This window comes from Desulfogranum marinum (genome assembly GCF_963675105.2).
GTDB lineage: Bacteria > Desulfobacterota > Desulfobulbia > Desulfobulbales > Desulfobulbaceae > Desulfogranum > Desulfogranum marinum.
On sequence record NZ_CAXXRO010000005.1, the window covers coordinates 55,989 to 73,338 of the forward strand.

General features: G+C 46.6%; 13 protein-coding genes. 5 read left to right on the forward strand and 8 right to left on the reverse strand.

Features of this window, described 5'->3' with window-relative positions; genetic code table 11:
* Window positions 1–24 precede the first annotated feature (24 nt).
* The 5 genes from ACHZCY_RS20795 to ACHZCY_RS20815 all read right to left on the reverse strand — a co-directional run bounded on the left by ACHZCY_RS20795 (window position 25) and on the right by ACHZCY_RS20815 (window position 7,545).
* On the reverse strand, window positions 25–2,472 hold the full coding sequence (locus ACHZCY_RS20795; RefSeq protein WP_319550626.1) for an efflux RND transporter permease subunit: 2,448 nt from the start codon (window positions 2,470–2,472) through the stop codon (window positions 25–27).
* 10 nt (window positions 2,473–2,482) lie between these two features.
* Window positions 2,483–3,160, reverse strand: a complete 678-nt coding sequence (locus tag ACHZCY_RS20800) for an efflux RND transporter permease subunit (RefSeq protein ID WP_319550265.1) — start codon at window positions 3,158–3,160, stop codon at window positions 2,483–2,485.
* A 5-nt stretch (window positions 3,161–3,165) separates the two neighbouring features.
* On the reverse strand, window positions 3,166–4,215 hold the full coding sequence (locus ACHZCY_RS20805; RefSeq protein ID WP_319550266.1) for an efflux RND transporter periplasmic adaptor subunit: 1,050 nt from the start codon (window positions 4,213–4,215) through the stop codon (window positions 3,166–3,168).
* 740 nt (window positions 4,216–4,955) lie between these two features.
* The gene (locus ACHZCY_RS20810; RefSeq protein ID WP_205223566.1) at window positions 4,956–6,764 is read right to left on the reverse strand and encodes a HAMP domain-containing sensor histidine kinase; all 1,809 of its coding nucleotides are present in this window, start codon (window positions 6,762–6,764) and stop codon (window positions 4,956–4,958) included.
* A gap of 82 nt (window positions 6,765–6,846) precedes the next feature.
* Entirely contained in the window at window positions 6,847–7,545 is a 699-nt protein-coding gene (locus tag ACHZCY_RS20815; protein ID WP_319550267.1) for a response regulator transcription factor, read from the reverse strand.
* Window positions 7,546–7,718: 173 nt separating this feature from the next.
* On the opposite strand from ACHZCY_RS20815, the gene phoU reads away from it, so the two are divergent.
* The gene (phoU, locus tag ACHZCY_RS20820) at window positions 7,719–8,384 is read left to right on the forward strand and encodes a phosphate signaling complex protein PhoU (RefSeq protein ID WP_232371119.1); all 666 of its coding nucleotides are present in this window, start codon (window positions 7,719–7,721) and stop codon (window positions 8,382–8,384) included.
* A gap of 433 nt (window positions 8,385–8,817) precedes the next feature.
* Here the strand turns inward: phoU and ACHZCY_RS20825 are convergent, their stop codons facing one another.
* A complete protein-coding gene (locus ACHZCY_RS20825; protein WP_205223568.1) occupies window positions 8,818–9,153 on the reverse strand; it encodes a hypothetical protein in 336 nt (111 codons plus the stop codon).
* A 245-nt stretch (window positions 9,154–9,398) separates the two neighbouring features.
* The gene (locus ACHZCY_RS20830) at window positions 9,399–10,553 is read right to left on the reverse strand and encodes a 6-phosphofructokinase (protein ID WP_205223569.1); all 1,155 of its coding nucleotides are present in this window, start codon (window positions 10,551–10,553) and stop codon (window positions 9,399–9,401) included.
* A 336-nt stretch (window positions 10,554–10,889) separates the two neighbouring features.
* On the opposite strand from ACHZCY_RS20830, the gene pstC reads away from it, so the two are divergent.
* The 4 genes from pstC (at window position 10,890) to pstB (ending at window position 15,723) form a co-directional block, all read left to right on the forward strand.
* The gene (gene pstC / locus ACHZCY_RS20835; RefSeq protein WP_319550268.1) at window positions 10,890–12,275 is read left to right on the forward strand and encodes a phosphate ABC transporter permease subunit PstC; all 1,386 of its coding nucleotides are present in this window, start codon (window positions 10,890–10,892) and stop codon (window positions 12,273–12,275) included.
* Window positions 12,276–12,300: 25 nt separating this feature from the next.
* A complete protein-coding gene (gene pstA / locus ACHZCY_RS20840) occupies window positions 12,301–13,572 on the forward strand; it encodes a phosphate ABC transporter permease PstA (protein WP_232371120.1) in 1,272 nt (423 codons plus the stop codon).
* Window positions 13,573–13,676: 104 nt separating this feature from the next.
* Window positions 13,677–14,729, forward strand: a complete 1,053-nt coding sequence (locus ACHZCY_RS20845; RefSeq protein ID WP_319550269.1) for a PstS family phosphate ABC transporter substrate-binding protein — start codon at window positions 13,677–13,679, stop codon at window positions 14,727–14,729.
* Between the two features lie 247 nt (window positions 14,730–14,976).
* Window positions 14,977–15,723 (forward strand): phosphate ABC transporter ATP-binding protein PstB, encoded by a 747-nt coding sequence (gene pstB, locus ACHZCY_RS20850; RefSeq protein WP_232371124.1) that lies wholly within the window; start codon window positions 14,977–14,979, stop codon window positions 15,721–15,723.
* Window positions 15,724–15,907: 184 nt separating this feature from the next.
* On the opposite strand, the gene ACHZCY_RS20855 is transcribed toward pstB, so the two are convergent.
* The gene (locus ACHZCY_RS20855) at window positions 15,908–17,350 is read right to left on the reverse strand and encodes a TolC family protein (RefSeq protein WP_319550270.1); all 1,443 of its coding nucleotides are present in this window, start codon (window positions 17,348–17,350) and stop codon (window positions 15,908–15,910) included.

Consider the following 17,350-nt stretch of genomic DNA (forward strand, 5'->3'; position numbering starts at 1 on the left):
AGCAATTGCCGGAATATCCATGCTCTATAGGGCATCTTTTGCATTTGCAGAATCTGTTTGGATTTTGGGCTTTTCAAAAACAATAAAAAAACTCAGCAGCGAAGGAATAACAAATAACGTGAACATGGTTGATATACCTAATCCCCCCAGTAGGATAGAGCCCAATCCCCTATACAGTTCACTCCCTGATCCTGTGGCGATAACCAGGGGCGACATGGCGAGTACACTGGTGGTGGCACTCATGAAAATGGGTCGTATTCTGGTTTTGACTGCATCTGAGATGGCTGTCGTCCCAGCCATGTTTTTGTAACGTATATTGTTCAACGACTGGTGCACAATGAGGATCGCATTGTTAACCACGGTGCCGATAAGGATAATGAATCCAAGCATGCTGAGCACATCCAGTGCCTGGGGTGCAACCAGAGCGTTAACAGCACGGAGCCCTATGAGCCCTCCGGCCGCGGCAAGGGGGACGGTAAAGAGGATGATCAAGGGGTAGAGAAAGTTTTCAAAAAGCGCGGCCATCAAGAGGTAGGTGATAACCAGAGCCAGTAGCATGTTCCATTGCAGTGCCTTACGGGTCTCGGTGAGTTTGTCGGCATTGCCGCCAATGGAAACCGTAACATTGTTCAGTTTGCCTGCCTTTGCCAGGGAACCCACGATGTCCTTTTCAATGATTTCCATGGCCGCCTGCAGGGCAACCTCAGGAGGGGGCGTGACCTGGAGGGTGATGGTCCGATTTCTTTCCAGGTGGTTGATTTGCGGCATTCCCTGGGTATAGAATAATTCCGCCACGTCTCCAATACGAATCAGATCACCCAAACCCGAGACAATGGTTGCGTTAAGAATGTCTTCCGGAGTGAGAAAGAGTGCTTCGTCCCCTTTGATAACCAAGTCGACTTGTTTGGTACCTTCAGGACGATATTCGTCTATTTTTCGACCATCCATGAGGATATCCACATACACGCCGAGATCTGATTCGGTTAAACCGTTGGCGCGTAACTTTTCTTTGTCGGGTATGATTTTGACCTCGGGATAACTCGTTTCAAGCGATGGAACCGGTCTGATTTGTGCCCCTTTAATATTCTGGCTGGTCATGCCGTAGACAGTTCGAGCCGCGTCAATAATAGCGTCGATGTCATTGCCCGCGATATTGACCTCTACTGTACGGCCTTTGCCTATGCCGGATTCAAAGATTCCTGCCTGGATACTCACGCCAAAGATGCCGGGTATAGATTGCATAATTCGATTGAAAAGCGGCATCATTTCACTGGCCCTGGTCTCATGCTCGCTGATCCCGCCAAAAAGGTTGATGCGGTCAGCACCTACGTAAAACATCTGTTTTATCTGTGGAACACCGTCTTTGCCGTCCTCTTTAAAGTAAGGGGCTGCTTCATTGTATATATAACGGCCCAGTTCTTTTTGTTTCGCTACAGAATAGCCCGGTGGCGGGATCAAAATGTTAAGGATCAGATTTCTGTTTCCCAGGGGAAGATATTCAGCACTGGGCAGCAGGCTTATTATCAGCACTATGGACATCGCTGTAAATGCCACCACCGAGGTGATCCGGGTAAAAACATTTTTCATGCACAGATTGGAAAAACGCATGATCCAAGCCGCAAGCCATGGGCCAACAACGGAACGCTGTAGTTTGTTTTTTTGACTCACTCCCCTGTTACGATAGAGCAGATTAATGAGGGTGGGTATCACGGAAATGGAAACAACAAGACTGAGGAGAATTGAGGAAGTGATGGCGATAGCAATATCACGAAAGAGTTGCCCTGCCTCTTCCTGGATAAAAACAACCGGCAGGAATACGGCTACCGTGGTCGCGGTCGAAGCAAAAATGGCGCCCCATACCTCTTGAGCACCTTCATAGGCAGCCTTAATGGCAGTTTTGCCCATTTGTCGATGGCGATCAATATTTTCCAAAACAACGATGGAGTTGTCCACCAACATACCGACGGCAAAAGAAATACCTGCCAGGCTGACCACATTCAGATTTCGACCTGTCAGCCAAAGGAAAACAAAGGCTCCAATGGCGGAGATAGGGATGGCCATGGCAATGGTTGCTGTGGATCTGAGACTGCGCAAAAAAAGTAAAAGTACCCCTATAGCGAGCAGACCACCGATAAGGACATTTTGCTTAACAATGGAGATAGCCCGGTTGATGTACGGTCTCTGGTCGTAGACCCAATCAATGTATAAGCCCTCCTGGTCGAGCATGGAGGTGTTGAGCCTGTTAATGACAATTTCAAGCTGATCTGTCATGTGCAGTACATTTGCGCCCTGCTCTCGACGCACTCCGACAACAATAACCTGGTCTCCGTTATGCAATACAGAGACGTCTTCCTTTTTGTGACCATTATCAACTGTTGCCACATCATGGAGGTAGACCCGGTTGACGCCGTCGTCAGCAATGACAACGTCGAGGACATCACCGGCAGTTTGAAACTGACTGACGGTTCTGATTCGGTAGTTCTTATTTTTTTATACCGAGCACGCCTGCGGCTATATTACTGTTTGCCTGTTGGATAGCCTGTACAATCTGGTTAATCGAGACATCGAAACGAGCCATTTGCTGTGGGGCCACCACAACCTCGAGTTGATTCTCAGTGCCGCCGAAGACGAACAGGGAGCCGACTCCTGGTACCCTTTCCAAGTGCTGCCGTACTGTATCTTCGAAAAAAGTACGATAGTGGTTAATGGGTTCTTTGTTATCAGGCTTGGGGCGAATGACCATCCAGATGACAGGGGAACTCTGTGCGCCGGCAGCTTCAATAACGGGCTCTTTGGCAGTCTCAGGGTAGTCGGAAACCTCGTTGAGCTTATTAGAGACCCGGAGCAGGGCATCATCAATATTGGTGCCGACCTGGAACGAAAGGGTGACTTCTCCAAATGAATTGTAGCTGGCGCTTTCCATTTTCGTCAACCCCTGCAATCCTTTCAGGGTGTCTTCTTGCTGCTCGATAATCTCCTTTTCCACTTCATAGGGCGTTGCTCCGCTCCAGCTGGTGTTGACCGTTATTTGCGGTGTCTCTACGTCTGGAGTCAGTTGGACCGGTAAAGCATTGAGACCGATGATCCCGAAAAGTATGACCAGAATAACCCCAACTGCTACTGTGACTGGTTTTTCAAGGGAGTAGCGAATGATATCCATAGCGCTTATTCCCCTATGATGGTTACAGGTTGGTCGGGGCGAAGACGCTCGTTACCTTCAATAACAACCGGCATACCCGGAGCGAGGTAGGGGTTGTCTGCTGCAACCTTATCACCAAGAAAGGTGACGATATTCACAGGAAGGATGCCGGCCTTTCCCTCTTTTACCGTGTACACAAAATCCTTGCCTTTGAATTTGATCAGGGCATCCCTGGGGATGATGCTGAGTTGCTGCTTGTTGCTGATGGGGAGATGAACCGTGGCTGATAAGTTTTCCACACTTTTTGCAATCACGGGGATGCGAATTTTAATGGAAACATTTTTTGTTTTTGTATCGGCTCGAGGATCGATGGTGTCAATGGTACCGGTCAGGGATTGAGCAAAAGCATTGATAACCACTTCCACTTCCGCACCTGGTTGAATGAATTGGAGCAGCGTTTCACCCACGGGAACTTTTACAAAAAGGGCATCAGAGGCGCCAATTACCGCAACCTGCCCACCCTGTTGTACCCAGTCACCTGAATCTACATTTTTTTCAAGGATGATACCGTCAAACGGGGCTGTAATCAGGGATTTTTTCTGTTGGAGGCGTAATCTTGCCAGAGTATGCTGTGCCGCCTGTTGTTCCATCATGGAATTATTATAGGCAAATTGGGCATCGTCGTATTTTTTTTGACTGGCTCCCCGATTTTCGAGAAGGCTCTTTTGTCGATCGTAGTTTTTTTGTGCCAGTTCGTTTTCCAGTTTTTTCTGTTTTACCCTGGTGGTACTTAACTTGATATCTTGATCAAGCAAGTCGGTATTGAGTTGTACCAAAGGCTCCCCCTTTTTGACTCTATCACCGCTCCTGACATTAATCGTTTCCACCAGCCCGGCTACCTCACTGGAAACCTTGCTCAACCTGTCGTAATACAGGATTCCCAGGAAGGGTTTATTTCTGGAAACCTGTTCTTTGGTGATGGGTGCAGTTCGCACTTTTGCCGGTGGAGGATCCTGGCAATAACCTGTGACTGCGAGAGAGGAGAAAAAGAAACAAACAAGCAAAAAAAGACGCATTGCATTTCCTTGGATAAAAGGTTTCCGATAGCACCTGTTCGATTTTGATTCACATGTGGAATCCCCGGCGGAGTGTGCCGGGTAACACTGTGCAGGTGACACCAAGATGGTATTTGCATGAAGCGGTATCGATGGCCTCATGTAAGAAAAATTAACCTATTAACAATAATGTAGCCCCGTTGTAAACTCAACTGCTTTTTCGGTAAACAGGCTTTGCAGGTAGAGAAAGGACATGGTGAAAATCACTTTACGCCAAGCGGGTCATATCTCCCCCATCCTGTTTGCTTTCAAGGGGTGGGATCCCGCCGGTTTGTGTTGGGGAGGAGTTATGGTTGACTTTTAAAAATTTATATTTACAGGGTGTTGCCCAGGATAAAATCATGCTAATTGTCAAGCTGTTGATATAGCCTGAGTGTATTTCCTGTTAATTTTAGATAATCGAGAACTCTACGTGGCGTAAAGCTGAGCTGGACGGACGACAACTTGGGATAGATCCAAAATAATTCTCTCGTGTTATTAACTAACGGGTTAATATAACCGTATCGTACCTATGAAAGAATGTTCTGGTTTAAAAGTAACTTGTTGGAGTTGTATTAAGAATAGTGCAGCATGAAATCACCCTGTTGAGGCTGACCTGACCTCGAACTAAATAGTAATAATTCAACATACCCTCAAAAAATTAAAAAAGGTGCCGCATGCGGCACCTTTTTTATTCAACGAGTCTTTCTTTGCCTCACTGGTTAACTTAACTCTGCTGCATTGATTGGTATTGTAAGGGTAAAGGTAGAACCCGTATCCGGGGAACTGGTCACATCCACTCTGCCGTTGTGAGTATGGGCTATATGTTTAACAATGGCCAGTCCCAGACCTGTTCCTCCCAAATTCCTTCCCCTTGCTTTATCGCATCGATAAAAGCGTTCGAAAAGCCGAGGAAGATGTTCTTTGGCAATTCCAGGTCCCTGATCAATAACACTGAGATTTATCATCTGTCCACCTGTCATGGTCTGACTGCTTGCGGCTCTGAGAATCACTTTTGAGTGTTCCGGGCTATAGGCCAGAGCATTCTGAAGCAGATTGATGATGGCCTGTTCGAGTAACGGGCGGTTCATGGGGACCTGGAGCTCATCATTATTTTCTATTGTAACGGTCATGTTTTTTTCATGAGCCTGGCTGTTGCACGTCTGTATGGCCGCTTCAAAAAGGGGAGTTACCGGCTGGAGCGTCAGCTCCACTCCTCCGGCTTCTTGTTTATTTTCTATCCGTGAAAGGGCCAGAAGATCATCAATAATTGAGTTGAGCCGGGAGGTCTGTTTTGCGACAATTGTCAGGAATTTAACGGCATCGTCGTGGTTTTCCAAAGCACCGTCCAACAGCGTCTCTACATAACCTTTTATTGCTGTAATTGGGGTTTTGAGTTCATGGGATACATTGGCGACAAAGTCCTGGCGGATATTTTCAAGTCGATTGAGTTTGGTGAGATCGTGCATGACCAACAGTACTCCCAAGGGATGTTGCTCGTCGCACAGTGGCACTACATGAACTTGCAGGATAAGCGGCTGGGTACCGTTAAAAAGAGTAACCTCTTCTTTGATGGTGACGTTTTCCTGTAATGCCTGCTCTATAAGGCTGAGCAATTTCTGGTTGCGGATTACTCCATGAATGGGCACTCCTTTTACCGCCTCCGAAGAGAGGGTAAACAATCCGCTTGCGGCTTTGTTCATACGGAGAATTTTCTGCTCTGCGTCAATGGCCACCACTGAGTCGGCCATACTGGCGAAAACCGCTTCTAATTCATTTCGTTGCTGGATAATAACTCGAACCCGACGGTTGATTTCCTCGGCCATCTGGTTGAGAGCTCCGGCAAGACCAGCCATTTCTACTGACATATGGTCACTGCTTATTTTTATTAAATGATCAATCCGGCCCTTGGTCAACTGTTCTGCTCCCTTTTTCATCTTTTCCAATGGGCGACTGATACGGCGTGCGCTAAAGAGGGCGAGCAAGGCGGCAATAAAAAATATGCCGATGCCTATTAATCCAATTTTAGTATAAATCGACTTGAGTTTTTCTTCGTAGGAGGTGGTGGCCACTGAAAGACGAAGAATTGCCTGTTCTCCATCTTTAAGCTGAATCGGAAGAGCGACGTAGAGCATGGACTGGCCGAGGGTTTTACTGAACCGGATGGATGTCCCTGTTTTCCCTTCCCTGGCCATTTGGATCTCCGGACGGTTGGCATGATTATCCATTTGTTTATAGTCTTCATTGGAGTCGCTTAATACCAGCCCGTCTTTGTCGATCAGGGTAATGCGGGTGGATGCCTTTCTGCCTGCGGTCCGAATAAATGAATGGAGTCGTTCCTGGGAGGTTGCTGCATACGAGGCGATGGACGACTCAATGAGCAGGGCTCTGTCTTGCAGTCCTACCTGGAGTTGTTCCAGGTAAAAATCACGACTTGTTGTTGAGATATACCAGACAACAGTAACCAGGGTAATCATGGTGGTAATGATGATTGCCGGAAATATTTGCCAAAAAAGACGTATGTTTTTCATGAATTTGGATCAGTTGAAAAGGTGAGGAGGGCTGGTTAGTGCAGCCTGTCAGGTGTATGCCGTTGATATGATATGGGATGTTCTACTCTTTAATTCTATAGCCAATGCCTCGTACGGTCTCGATATAACTGCCTGCCTGGCCAAGTTTTTTGCGCAGACCAAATATTTGCACATCCACAGCGCGAGGGGTAATCATATAGTCATAGCCGCGAACGTGATCGATAATTTGCTGCCTGGAGAAAACCCAACCCGGTCGACTCGCCAACAAGGTGAGGATTGTAAACTCGGTGATGGTTAAGTGTATTTTTACGCCTTCGATGCGAACTTCATGGCGACCAGGATGGATCTCCATGGAATGGAGAAAAATACCGTCTTTTTCATCACCTTGATCTTCTAGCTGTCGACCTGATTTTCTGCGGAGCACAGCTTCGATTCTGGCAAGCAATACCCGGGGACTGAAAGGTTTGGTAACATAATCGTCAGCACCATATTCCAGTCCTGAGACAACGTCATCCTCTTCACCTTTTGCAGTGAGCATGATGATGGGCAGAGCACGTGTCTTTTCGGTCGCTCTGACAGCACAGCATATTTCCATGCCGTCTTGTCCCGGTAACATGAGATCAAGGAGCATGGCATCGATGGATTCGTTTTCCAGGATCTGTAATGCTTCTTCCCCGGTGTCGGCACAGGTCACATTATAACCAGCCTTGATCAGGTTATAACTGACCAGCTGTTGGATGTCGGCATCATCTTCGACGATCAAAATGCGGTGTTTACTCACTTTTTATCCTCTTGTTTCCCTTAGCAAATAACAAGTACATTACCCTTTGGCCGTGCTGTTGCAAGAAAAAAGAAAAATGCTAATGTATTCCTAATCATTTCCTAACAACGAGGTAACGCCAGGTGATTTTAATATAGTCTCATTTTAATTTACTGTACCAACAGGAGGGTATCTTGGGTAGACACATGCATTTTCATCGTGAAATTGAAGGATTGAAACAGAAAATCCTTGAGCTGGGCGGCCTGGTCGAAGATAGAGTTCGAAAAGCTTGTAGTATCATTGAAAATCACGATCACGAGCAGGCTAACGCTCTTCTTAATTCAGATTGGGAAATAGATGATATGGAGATCGTGGTTGAAGAAGAGTGTTTGAAAATTTTAGCTCTGCATCAACCAGTGGCCAGAGACCTACGCTTGATTGTAGCTATCATAAAAATAAACAGTGAATTGGAAAGGATTGCCGATTATGCCGTTAACATTGCTAAAAGGGTACTAACCATAGAAAAGACGGACAATGTTAGTTTTCATTTTGACTATCAGCCCATGGCTGAAAAGGTGTTGGAAATGGTCAAGGTCGGTTTGGATGCGCTGGTGTCGGAAGATGCTGATCTTGCCCGCAAGATATTTCATATGGACGAGGAGGTCGACAGGTATCGTAACCTTGCCTATAAAGCTGTGATTGAGGAAATTGACAAGCATAGAGGGGACGGAGCCGGTTTGGTCAACATGTATCTTATTGCACGCCATCTCGAACGTATTGGTGATCGAACCAATAATATTGCCGAAGAGGTAATTTATCTGGTGGAAGGGGAAATCGTTCGCGGGGGAGGAAATCTGTAATCCCTTTTGTGCTGGAGGGGTCAGCATGGGTCAGGCAAAGAGAACCCGATGTCTGGTGCTGTTGAAAAGTGTTGTAAGCGGTGGCCATAGTACTTGTATAAGCGTGGCGTGGCGCTCCTGCTTGAATTGACATTCACAAAAAGATGGTACATTCAATGATTCCAGGCAGTATCTTGATTCAGGACAAGTCTCTGGCCGACTTTATAGCCGCATGGGATAGAGTAATGAATTTTGACGGATTTGATCTACCTTGATCCCGTCGTCAGCCTTTTCAAGGCTATTGACAGGCCGGTAAAATAAAACGGTCAACTACAAACCGGTTTCAGCAGACAGTGTAGGGTGCTGCTGAAACCGGCATTTTTTAGCAGCCACATCGAAATGCTTAACCTGGATTTCTCATCAGTTCAGGCGGCGTCAGCTTCAAAGTTTTTCATTATGCATTGTTCTTTTTTTCAGCCACTGAAGATGCAGGGTCCGAGCCTGAAATTTTGCTCTCCGTAGACGTATTTTCAACCTCAGGATTCTTTTTTTTGAATCCTCCTTTTTTAGTCTGCTTTTTTAATTCAAGACTATCTATCAGTGCGCGGTAATCTACCTGGTCTGCTTGCATCTTTGCAAAGCATGTAACTATGACTGCTATCGTATTGGGAACATAGCCTTTCTTTTTGTATGACTGGATATTTTTATCACTGACCTTTATCAGCTTGCAAAATTTAGGAAGTGTTATCTCTGCATCCAGCAGTAATTTTTTGAATTCTATAAATGTCATCTTGGAACCTTTCGAGTAAGTACCCTTTGTTTGGGTCAGTAATTATAGGGCAGTATGCTATATAGTGTTACCACGTGATGTGAAAGTACTTTACCACTGGTTGGCATTATTTTCTATCACTGCATCGGAACTTGTTTAGTTTGGGTAATGCCTGGGAAGACATGGATTTCAAAATGAATCCGCTCCTCTCCAGTCAAGTAAATCAAAGGTGGTTCAAGCTCGTTACAGAGTTTTTCTGAACCAATCTACATTATGTCATGCAAAGAGATTTCCTCTCCAAGGCAGGTTCCGGTCTCGATGGCAGAGTGAATCCACGGGTGATCGAGGGGGATTATTTTTCGCTGCCCGGCAACTTCTTTCAGGGGGACCAATTTAGTGCTTTCCCCACTGACGGCAACCATGTTGCCGTATTGTTGTTTGGCTATTGCTTCAACGGCTTTGGTACCAAGCCGCGTTGCCAAAATTCGGTCTGCAGCCGAAGGCGTTCCACCTCTTTGCAGGTGACCGAGAATGGTCAACCGACTCTCCAGTCCTGTCAGGGTTTCCAGTTTACTGGACAGGAGCAAGGTATTTTTTTTCTGGACTGCCTTAAATTGCGAAAGTGAATCCAAGACTTTTTTCAGTTTTTTTTCGTCACTGTTTTCTTTGGCTTTTTTCTTTTTTGCTTGTAACTCGGTGAAAAGTTGCTCGTCATCTTTTGCCAGAGCACCTTCTGAAACCGCCACAATGCTGAAATTTTTTCCTCTGTGTCTTCTTCTGCGAATGGCCTCTGCCACAAGGTTCACGTCATAAGGGATTTCCGGAATAAGGATAACATCAGCTCCGCTGGCCATGCCGGCGCCGAGTCCCAACCAGCCGGCTTTGTGCCCCATGATCTCGACTACAATAATACGGTGGTGGCTGTGGGCTGTTGAGTGCAACCGATCTATGGCGTCCGTTGCTATGGAAAGGGCGGTGTCAAAGCCAAAGGTGATGTCGGTCTGGGCAACATCATTGTCTATGGTTTTGGGCAGGGTAATGATGTTCATGCCGGCCTGGGCAAGGCGGAGTGCATTTTTTTGGGTACCCCCGCCACCGATACAAATGAGTCCTTCCAGATGATGACGATGGTAGTTGTCGAGCATGACTTCGGTCATGTCCTGCATCTTTGATCCTACCGGCATTTTATGTGGTTTGTCGCGACTGGTGCCCAGAATGGTACCGCCAAGGGTCAGTATACCGGAGAGCGTATCACTTTGGAGCTGTACTGTTCGGTTTTCCATGAGTCCTCGAAAACCGTCTCTAAAACCAATAACCTGCATGTTATAAGAATTGAGAGCGCTTTTGCCGATGGCACGAATTGCGGCATTCAGTCCTGGGCTGTCACCACCTGCTGTCAATACGCCTATGCATTTTCCCATTCTGTTCTCCTTTGACATCGTTATTGCTTATGCCTGAAAAGTAATTGAATACAATATTCATTATCCACGAGTTTACCAGAACTGAGCCTGGGTGCGAGGCTGATGATATTGAATTAAGGTCGTTTGTGTTCAAGATAGCGTTTTCTTGCCTGGGAGGTAGGTAGACTACAACTCATGGCATAACCCCATATTGTATTCTTACAATAAGCGCAAAAGAGATGGAGTTGCAACCGTCTTAACAGAATTCTAACAATCGCCGAATGAACAGTTAACAAAGAGGCGGTATTGTTTGGGTCTGAGATTTGAAAATCATACTTTTTTTTAGGGGCACCCATAATGTCGCCAAATCTGCTCGTTATTTTTACCCTCATATTGTCTTCCCTTGCCTATGGGGTAGGGAAGAAGAAAGCTTTTGCACTTGTACGTAAGGATGAGTCTGTAAGGTTGCACTCTCGTCCCGGTTATTACGGATTACTTACGGCGCTGTGGTGCGGGATTCCTGCACTGCTCATTTTTGGTGTGTGGCAGTTTGTAGCAGACACTGTCCTCACCAACATGGTTATGGGGGCTATTGTTGGTCATGGTGCCCCCGTAGACACTGCGCAGGTTAACCTGTTGGTTAATGATTTGCGTAACCTGGTCGCCGGAAATTACTTTTCCGCTGATGTGGATCCGCAGTTGCAGGTTGCTGCAGACAGATACATTGCCATGGAGCGTGTTGGTACGATAGCACTGGGCATTGTTATGTTTGCCTGTGCCATGATCGGCTGTTTATTTGTTTATTCGCGAATAAAGCCGGCCATGAGAGCGCGGAATCAGGTGGAAGGTATTGTAAAAATATTTCTGATTTTTTGTTCTGCAATTGCGATTCTTACCACTGTCGGCATCGTCCTGTCCGTCCTTTTTGAATCCTACCGATTTTTTCAGCAGGTGCCGGTTACTGACTTTTTGTTCGGTCTTAAATGGAGCCCGCAGATGGCTATCAGGGCCGATCAGGCAGGCAGCTCCGGTAGTTTTGGTGCGATTCCTGTGCTCGCCGGAACCTTTATGATTTCAGGGATTGCCATGGCCGTTGCCGTTCCAATTGGGCTGATGGCAGCTATATATCTTTCAGAGTATGCAGGCAATCGGTTCCGGGCAACCGTGAAGCCGCTGCTTGAAATCCTGGCCGGTGTTCCCACTGTTGTTTACGGATTTTTTGCAGCTCTTGTTGTTGCACCATTTATTCGCAATGCCGGCCTGACATTCGGCCTGTCTGTTTCCTCTGAAAGTGCCCTTGCAGCAGGCATTGTTATGGGCGTGATGATTATACCCTTTGTCTCGTCACTTTCAGATGATGTTATTAATGCCGTTCCCCAGTCGCTACGGGATGGATCGTATGGACTTGGAGCGACAAAGAGTGAAACCATTACCAATGTTATCCTGCCGGCAGCATTGCCGGGAATCGTTGGTTCCATATTGCTGGCAGTGTCCAGGGCTATTGGTGAGACCATGATTGTGGTGATGGCTGCGGGCCTTTCCGCAAATTTGACAGCCAACCCCTTACAGGCAGTAACCACTGTTACGGTGCAGATTGTCACCTTGCTTGTTGGGGATCAGGAATTTGACAGCCCAAAGACCTTGGCAGCTTTTGCCCTTGGATTATTGCTATTTGTTATCACCTTGATACTCAATGTCATCGCTCTTTATGTGGTTCGCAAATACCGCGAAGAGTACGAATAATACCACTCGTTGTTTGGATCTTAGCATGGAAAAACAAACCCCATCGACTATGGATATCGTCAATCGCGGTCTTGCCAGGCGATATCGTAAGGAAAAACAGTTTAAACTGCTTGGCCTGTCGGCAATTATAGCTAGTCTTATGTTTTTGGTCTTTCTGTTTGGTTCAATTGTCGCCAACGGATGGACTGCCTTTCGGCAAGGGGCAATATATCTCGATATTACCTTTGATGAGCAGGCGCTACAGGTGGAGAACCTGCGCAATGCCAATTACGGGAAACTCATTAAAACCTCCATGGCCGAGCTTTTTCCCGATGTAAGCGGTAGGTCGCAGACGCGTCGGTTGAACAAACTTGTCAGCTCCGGAGCCGCGTTTGAATTGCAGGACATGGTGTTAAGTGATCCCGGACTTATAGGTACGACCAAGCTGGTTCGTCTTCCGGTTGATGATGAGGTGGATATGCTGCTCAAAGGACATATTTCCCGCGACGTCCCGGAGTCGGAACGCCGTATCTCCGATGAGCAGATTGCTTGGGTGGATCAACTGGTGGAAGCAGGCCGTTTGCAGCTCGAATTTAATACCACCTTTTTTACTGCAGGCGATTCCAGAGAACCTGAACTGTCCGGTATTAAGGGGGCAATAATGGGATCTATGTTCACCTTGCTGGTCACGCTGGCCCTGTCTTTTCCTATTGGTGTGGCAGCAGCCGTATACCTGGAAGAATTCGCTCCATCTAATAAATGGACAGACTTTATTGAAGTCAATATCAATAACCTGGCTGCGGTTCCCTCTATTGTTTTCGGTCTTCTCGGCCTAGCCGTATTTCTTAATTTTTTCGGTTTACCGCGCTCTGCTCCGCTTGTTGGTGGGCTGGTACTGACGTTGATGACGCTGCCGACCATTATCATAGCCAGTCGGGCGTCGCTTAAGTCTGTCCCTCCATCCATCAGGGAAGCTGCTCTTGGGGTGGGTGCATCAAAAATGCAGGCCATCACTCATCACGTTTTACCGCTTGCTATGCCTGGCATGATGACCGGTACTATAATCGGCATGGCCCAGGCACTCGGTGAGACAGCACCCCTTTTGATGATTGGTATGGTTGCCTTTATCGTGGATGTTCCAGGTTCTTTTACTGATCCTTCCACAGTGCTGCCGGTCCAGATATATCTCTGGGCCGACTCACCGGAACGAGCTTTTGTCGAACGTACTTCCGCTGCCATCATGGTGCTGCTTACTTTCTTGATCTGCATGAACGGGGTGGCCGTATTTTTGAGAAAGAAATTTGAACGGCGCTGGTAACAGAAGGAAATGTTGTAGAAGTGTTTTTTATAGTGAAGCGGCAAGCAGTCCTTCACTGATAACAATTAACAATTGGCTTTAAACTAATTATTAGGAGAAGAGTAATGTTGAAAAAAGGGCTTATTTTTGGAGCAGTATCTTTACTGGCTGTGTCCGCTGTGAATACCTCGTCGGCAGCAGGTGGAAGAGACTACATTTCCATTGTCGGTTCATCAACTGTATACCCGTTTGCAACCACTGTGGCTGAGCAATTCGGCAAGACCACCAAGTTTAAAACTCCGAAAATTGAATCCACGGGTTCGGGCGGGGGAATGAAGTTGTTTTGTGCAGGTGTTGGTGTTGAATCCCCGGATATCACCAATGCTTCCCGTCGCATCAAGTCTTCTGAATTCAAAAAATGTCAGGATAACGGTGTAAAGGATATTGTTGAAATCAAGATCGGTTACGATGGGATTGTTGTAGCCAATTCCAAAAAAGCTGAACAACTCAAATTAAGCCGCAAGGATCTCTTCCTCGCTTTAGCCAAGGATGTACCCGATCCAAAGGGTGGAGAAAAGGTTGTGCCTAATCCTTATAAAACCTGGAAGGATGTTAACCCAGAGTTACCTGCAACAGCAATTGAAGTCCTCGGACCTCCTCCTACCTCCGGCACCCGTGATGCATTTGTAGAACTCGCCATGGAAGGTGGTTGCAAAAAATTTGATTTTATCAAGGCAATGAAGAAATCAGACAAGAATGCCTACAAAGGCATCTGTCACACTGTTCGTGAAGACGGTGCATACATTGAAGCCGGTGAAAACGATAACCTGATTGTGCAGAAGCTTGATGCCAACCCACAGAGCCTGGGCATTTTCGGATTCAGCTTTCTCGATCAGAATGGTGACAAGATACAGGGTTCCTTCGTTGATGGACAGGCGCCGACTTTTGAAAATATTGCAGATGGTAAATATCCTGTTTCGCGTCCGCTTTACTTTTACGTTAAAAAAGCACATGTTGGTGTGATTCCGGGAATTGCTGAGTTCCTTGCCGAATTTTCCAGTGATCGCGCCTGGGGCGAAGATGGCTATCTTACTGAAAAAGGTTTGATTCCTGCTCCAGCTGAGGAACGCGCTAAATTTGCAGCCGATGCAAAAGGCTTAACTCCACTGTCAATGTAATCTTCTGATTTACTCAGTTCACAGAAGAATTTTGCTGTGATGTACATGTGCCGGGAAACAATCTTTCTGTTTCCCGGTGTTTTCTCTACCCCAGGAAAATGTTATGGGAATGGATACGGTTCTGGATATGGGCGATACCTTTTTGACTGGTAAAAATACCCTTGGTGCGATCGATTCGGTTGTCGAAGAAAAAGTAGACCGCGAAGATCGAACCACTGTTGGGACACAATTTGTCGATGATGCCCGGATGACATGTCGTGATGTCAATGTATTTTATGGTGATAAGCAAGCGATCCGCAGTGTCTCCATTGATGTTGCTAATAATGAAGTACTGGCCATGATCGGCCCTTCAGGATGTGGTAAGTCGACCTTTCTCCGCTGTCTTAACAGGATGAACGACACGGTTGATATCTGTCGGGTGAAAGGTGAAATTTTGCTGGATGGTCATGACATCTATGATAAATCCGTTGATGTGGTGCCATTGCGGGCACAGGTAGGCATGGTGTTTCAAAAACCCAACCCTTTTCCGAAATCCATCTATGATAACGTGGCCTATGGTCCGAAAATTCATGGTATTGTGAATAGCAAGACTGAACTGGACGGGATTGTAGAGGATTCCCTGAAAAAGGCCGGCTTATGGAATGAGGTTAGTGATCGTCTCGATGAACCGGGCACAGGGCTTTCCGGAGGGCAGCAGCAGCGCCTTTGTATTGCAAGGGCTGTTGCCGTTCGTCCTGAGGTGATTCTCATGGATGAACCGTGCTCAGCGCTTGACCCTATTGCCACTGCAACTGTAGAGGATCTTATTACCGAACTTAAAGAACAGTATACCATCGTTATTGTGACCCATAACATGCAACAGGCAGCAAGGATTTCGCAACGGACCGCTTATTTTCACTTGGGTGACTTGGTGGAAGTGGGAGCAACTGATCGAATTTTTACCAATCCACTCCATCAGTTAACAGAAGATTATATTACCGGTCGTTTTGGTTGATTGTTAACAAAAACTGTAAACCGAAAAAAGCCGTTTCATCCCGTTGGGTTGAAACGGCTTTTTGGGTTTTGTGGGCAAACTATCGTGAATAATTGCCCTTTAGCCCGATCTCCCGGATTCATGGCTTGCCTGATATCGAACTAAACTGCTAATAAGTCAAGAAACCCTACTTTTGCTGGCTACGCTAAAAGATTGTTGGAGCAACCGGAGAAGTTTTGTGGTTCCGATCTGCTTTGGTTATCCAACCACCCCCCAGAGCTTTATACAGATTGACATAGGCGTTAAGGTATTGCTGCTGCAATTGTGATTGTTGTAAGTCTGTGGAAAAAAGAGTTCGTTCTGTATCCAGTACTTCCAGATAACTGCTCACCCCTTTATCATACCTTTCTTTGGATAAATTGGTGGCATTCTGTGAAGCTTTCAACTGACGATCGATAGCAGCTAATTCATTACGATAGGTTGCAATTTCCATCAGTGCATCATTCACTTCTCTAAAGGCAGTGAGGACAACGTTTTCGTACTGGAAAAGGGCTTGTTTCGTTTTTTGTTCCTGAATTTCCACTCGTCTTTTATTTTTGTTAAAGTCAAACAGCGGGCCCAGCAATCTTCCGCCCACTGACCACACGCCGCCATCAATGGTGATAGAGCTCAACTCGCTGCTGGCAACGCCCAAAGTGCCGGTCAGGGAAATTGCCGGCCACCGCAGTGCCTCGGCAACACCAATGTTTTCAGTTTGTGCTTTGAGCAGGTATTTGGCCTGGCTGATATCAGGACGACGCTCGAGTATGGCAGGAGGTAAACCAACCGGAATTTTTGGGGCCTGAAAATTTACACCCAGGTTCTGCTCCGGAACAATAGGACTCGGTAAGCGGCCAAGCAATATGCTCAAATTATTTTCCGTTTTTGCGATAGAGCGCTTGTAGAGCGGTATGGCCGCGGCGGCGATCTCCTTTTGGATCTGGGCCTGATTAACATCGAGCTCAGCAATAATTCCTTTATTAAATCGTTGTTGAATGATGTTAAGGCTTTCAATACGCGAGGCGAGTGTTTCTTCAGAAATATTTAAACGACGATGAAAATCCAACAGTTGATAATAGTTGGTGACCACTTCTGCAATTAAGGTCAGTTGGATAGTTTTGAGACCATATTCCGATGCCATCAATTCAGCCCGTGCAGCTTCAGTTGAACGACTGAATTTTCCCCAAAAGTCTAATTCCCAGCTCAGTGGAGCTGCAAGGTAGACGGTGGAGTTGGTGTCCTCGGATCGTGTACCACCGCTGAAATTGCCGGTTGTGGCTCCTGCATCTATATCGACGCGCGGGTATTGATCAGCGCGCACAAATCCCAGGTTGGCTCGAGCCTGCTCAATACGGCTGATAGCGATTTTAACATCGCGGTTGTTTTCCAGAGCCGTTGTCACTAAAGAATAGAGCAGTGGATCTTTAAAGAGTTCCCACCATTGAAGATCATTGATGGGGTCGGCCGGCATAATTTGGGTTCGATACGCATCAGGAGTGGCGGTAATTGGCTCTGTAAAATTTGGCCCTAACGTACAGGCCGAGAAAAAAAGTGAAAGGACTAGAGTAAAGAATGTACAACCCTTGCCTGTCTTTGTGTGTGTATTCAT

Excerpts from the sequence above, each read along its gene's own strand:
- ACHZCY_RS20805 (WP_319550266.1), bottom strand. The coding sequence starts at position 4,215 with ATGCGTCTTTTTTTGCTTGTTTGTTTCTTTTTCTCCTCTCTCGCAGTC.
- ACHZCY_RS20830 (WP_205223569.1), bottom strand. The coding sequence starts at position 10,553 with ATGGGAAAATGCATAGGCGTATTGACAGCAGGTGGTGACAGCCCAGGA.
- pstC (WP_319550268.1), top strand. The coding sequence starts at position 10,890 with ATGTCGCCAAATCTGCTCGTTATTTTTACCCTCATATTGTCTTCCCTT.
- ACHZCY_RS20825 (WP_205223568.1), bottom strand. The coding sequence starts at position 9,153 with ATGACATTTATAGAATTCAAAAAATTACTGCTGGATGCAGAGATAACA.
- ACHZCY_RS20800 (WP_319550265.1), bottom strand. The coding sequence starts at position 3,160 with ATGGATATCATTCGCTACTCCCTTGAAAAACCAGTCACAGTAGCAGTT.
- ACHZCY_RS20855 (WP_319550270.1), bottom strand. The coding sequence starts at position 17,350 with ATGAATACACACACAAAGACAGGCAAGGGTTGTACATTCTTTACTCTA.
- ACHZCY_RS20845 (WP_319550269.1), top strand. The coding sequence starts at position 13,677 with ATGTTGAAAAAAGGGCTTATTTTTGGAGCAGTATCTTTACTGGCTGTG.
- pstA (WP_232371120.1), top strand. The coding sequence starts at position 12,301 with ATGGAAAAACAAACCCCATCGACTATGGATATCGTCAATCGCGGTCTT.
- pstB (WP_232371124.1), top strand. The coding sequence starts at position 14,977 with ATGACATGTCGTGATGTCAATGTATTTTATGGTGATAAGCAAGCGATC.
- ACHZCY_RS20810 (WP_205223566.1), bottom strand. The coding sequence starts at position 6,764 with ATGAAAAACATACGTCTTTTTTGGCAAATATTTCCGGCAATCATCATT.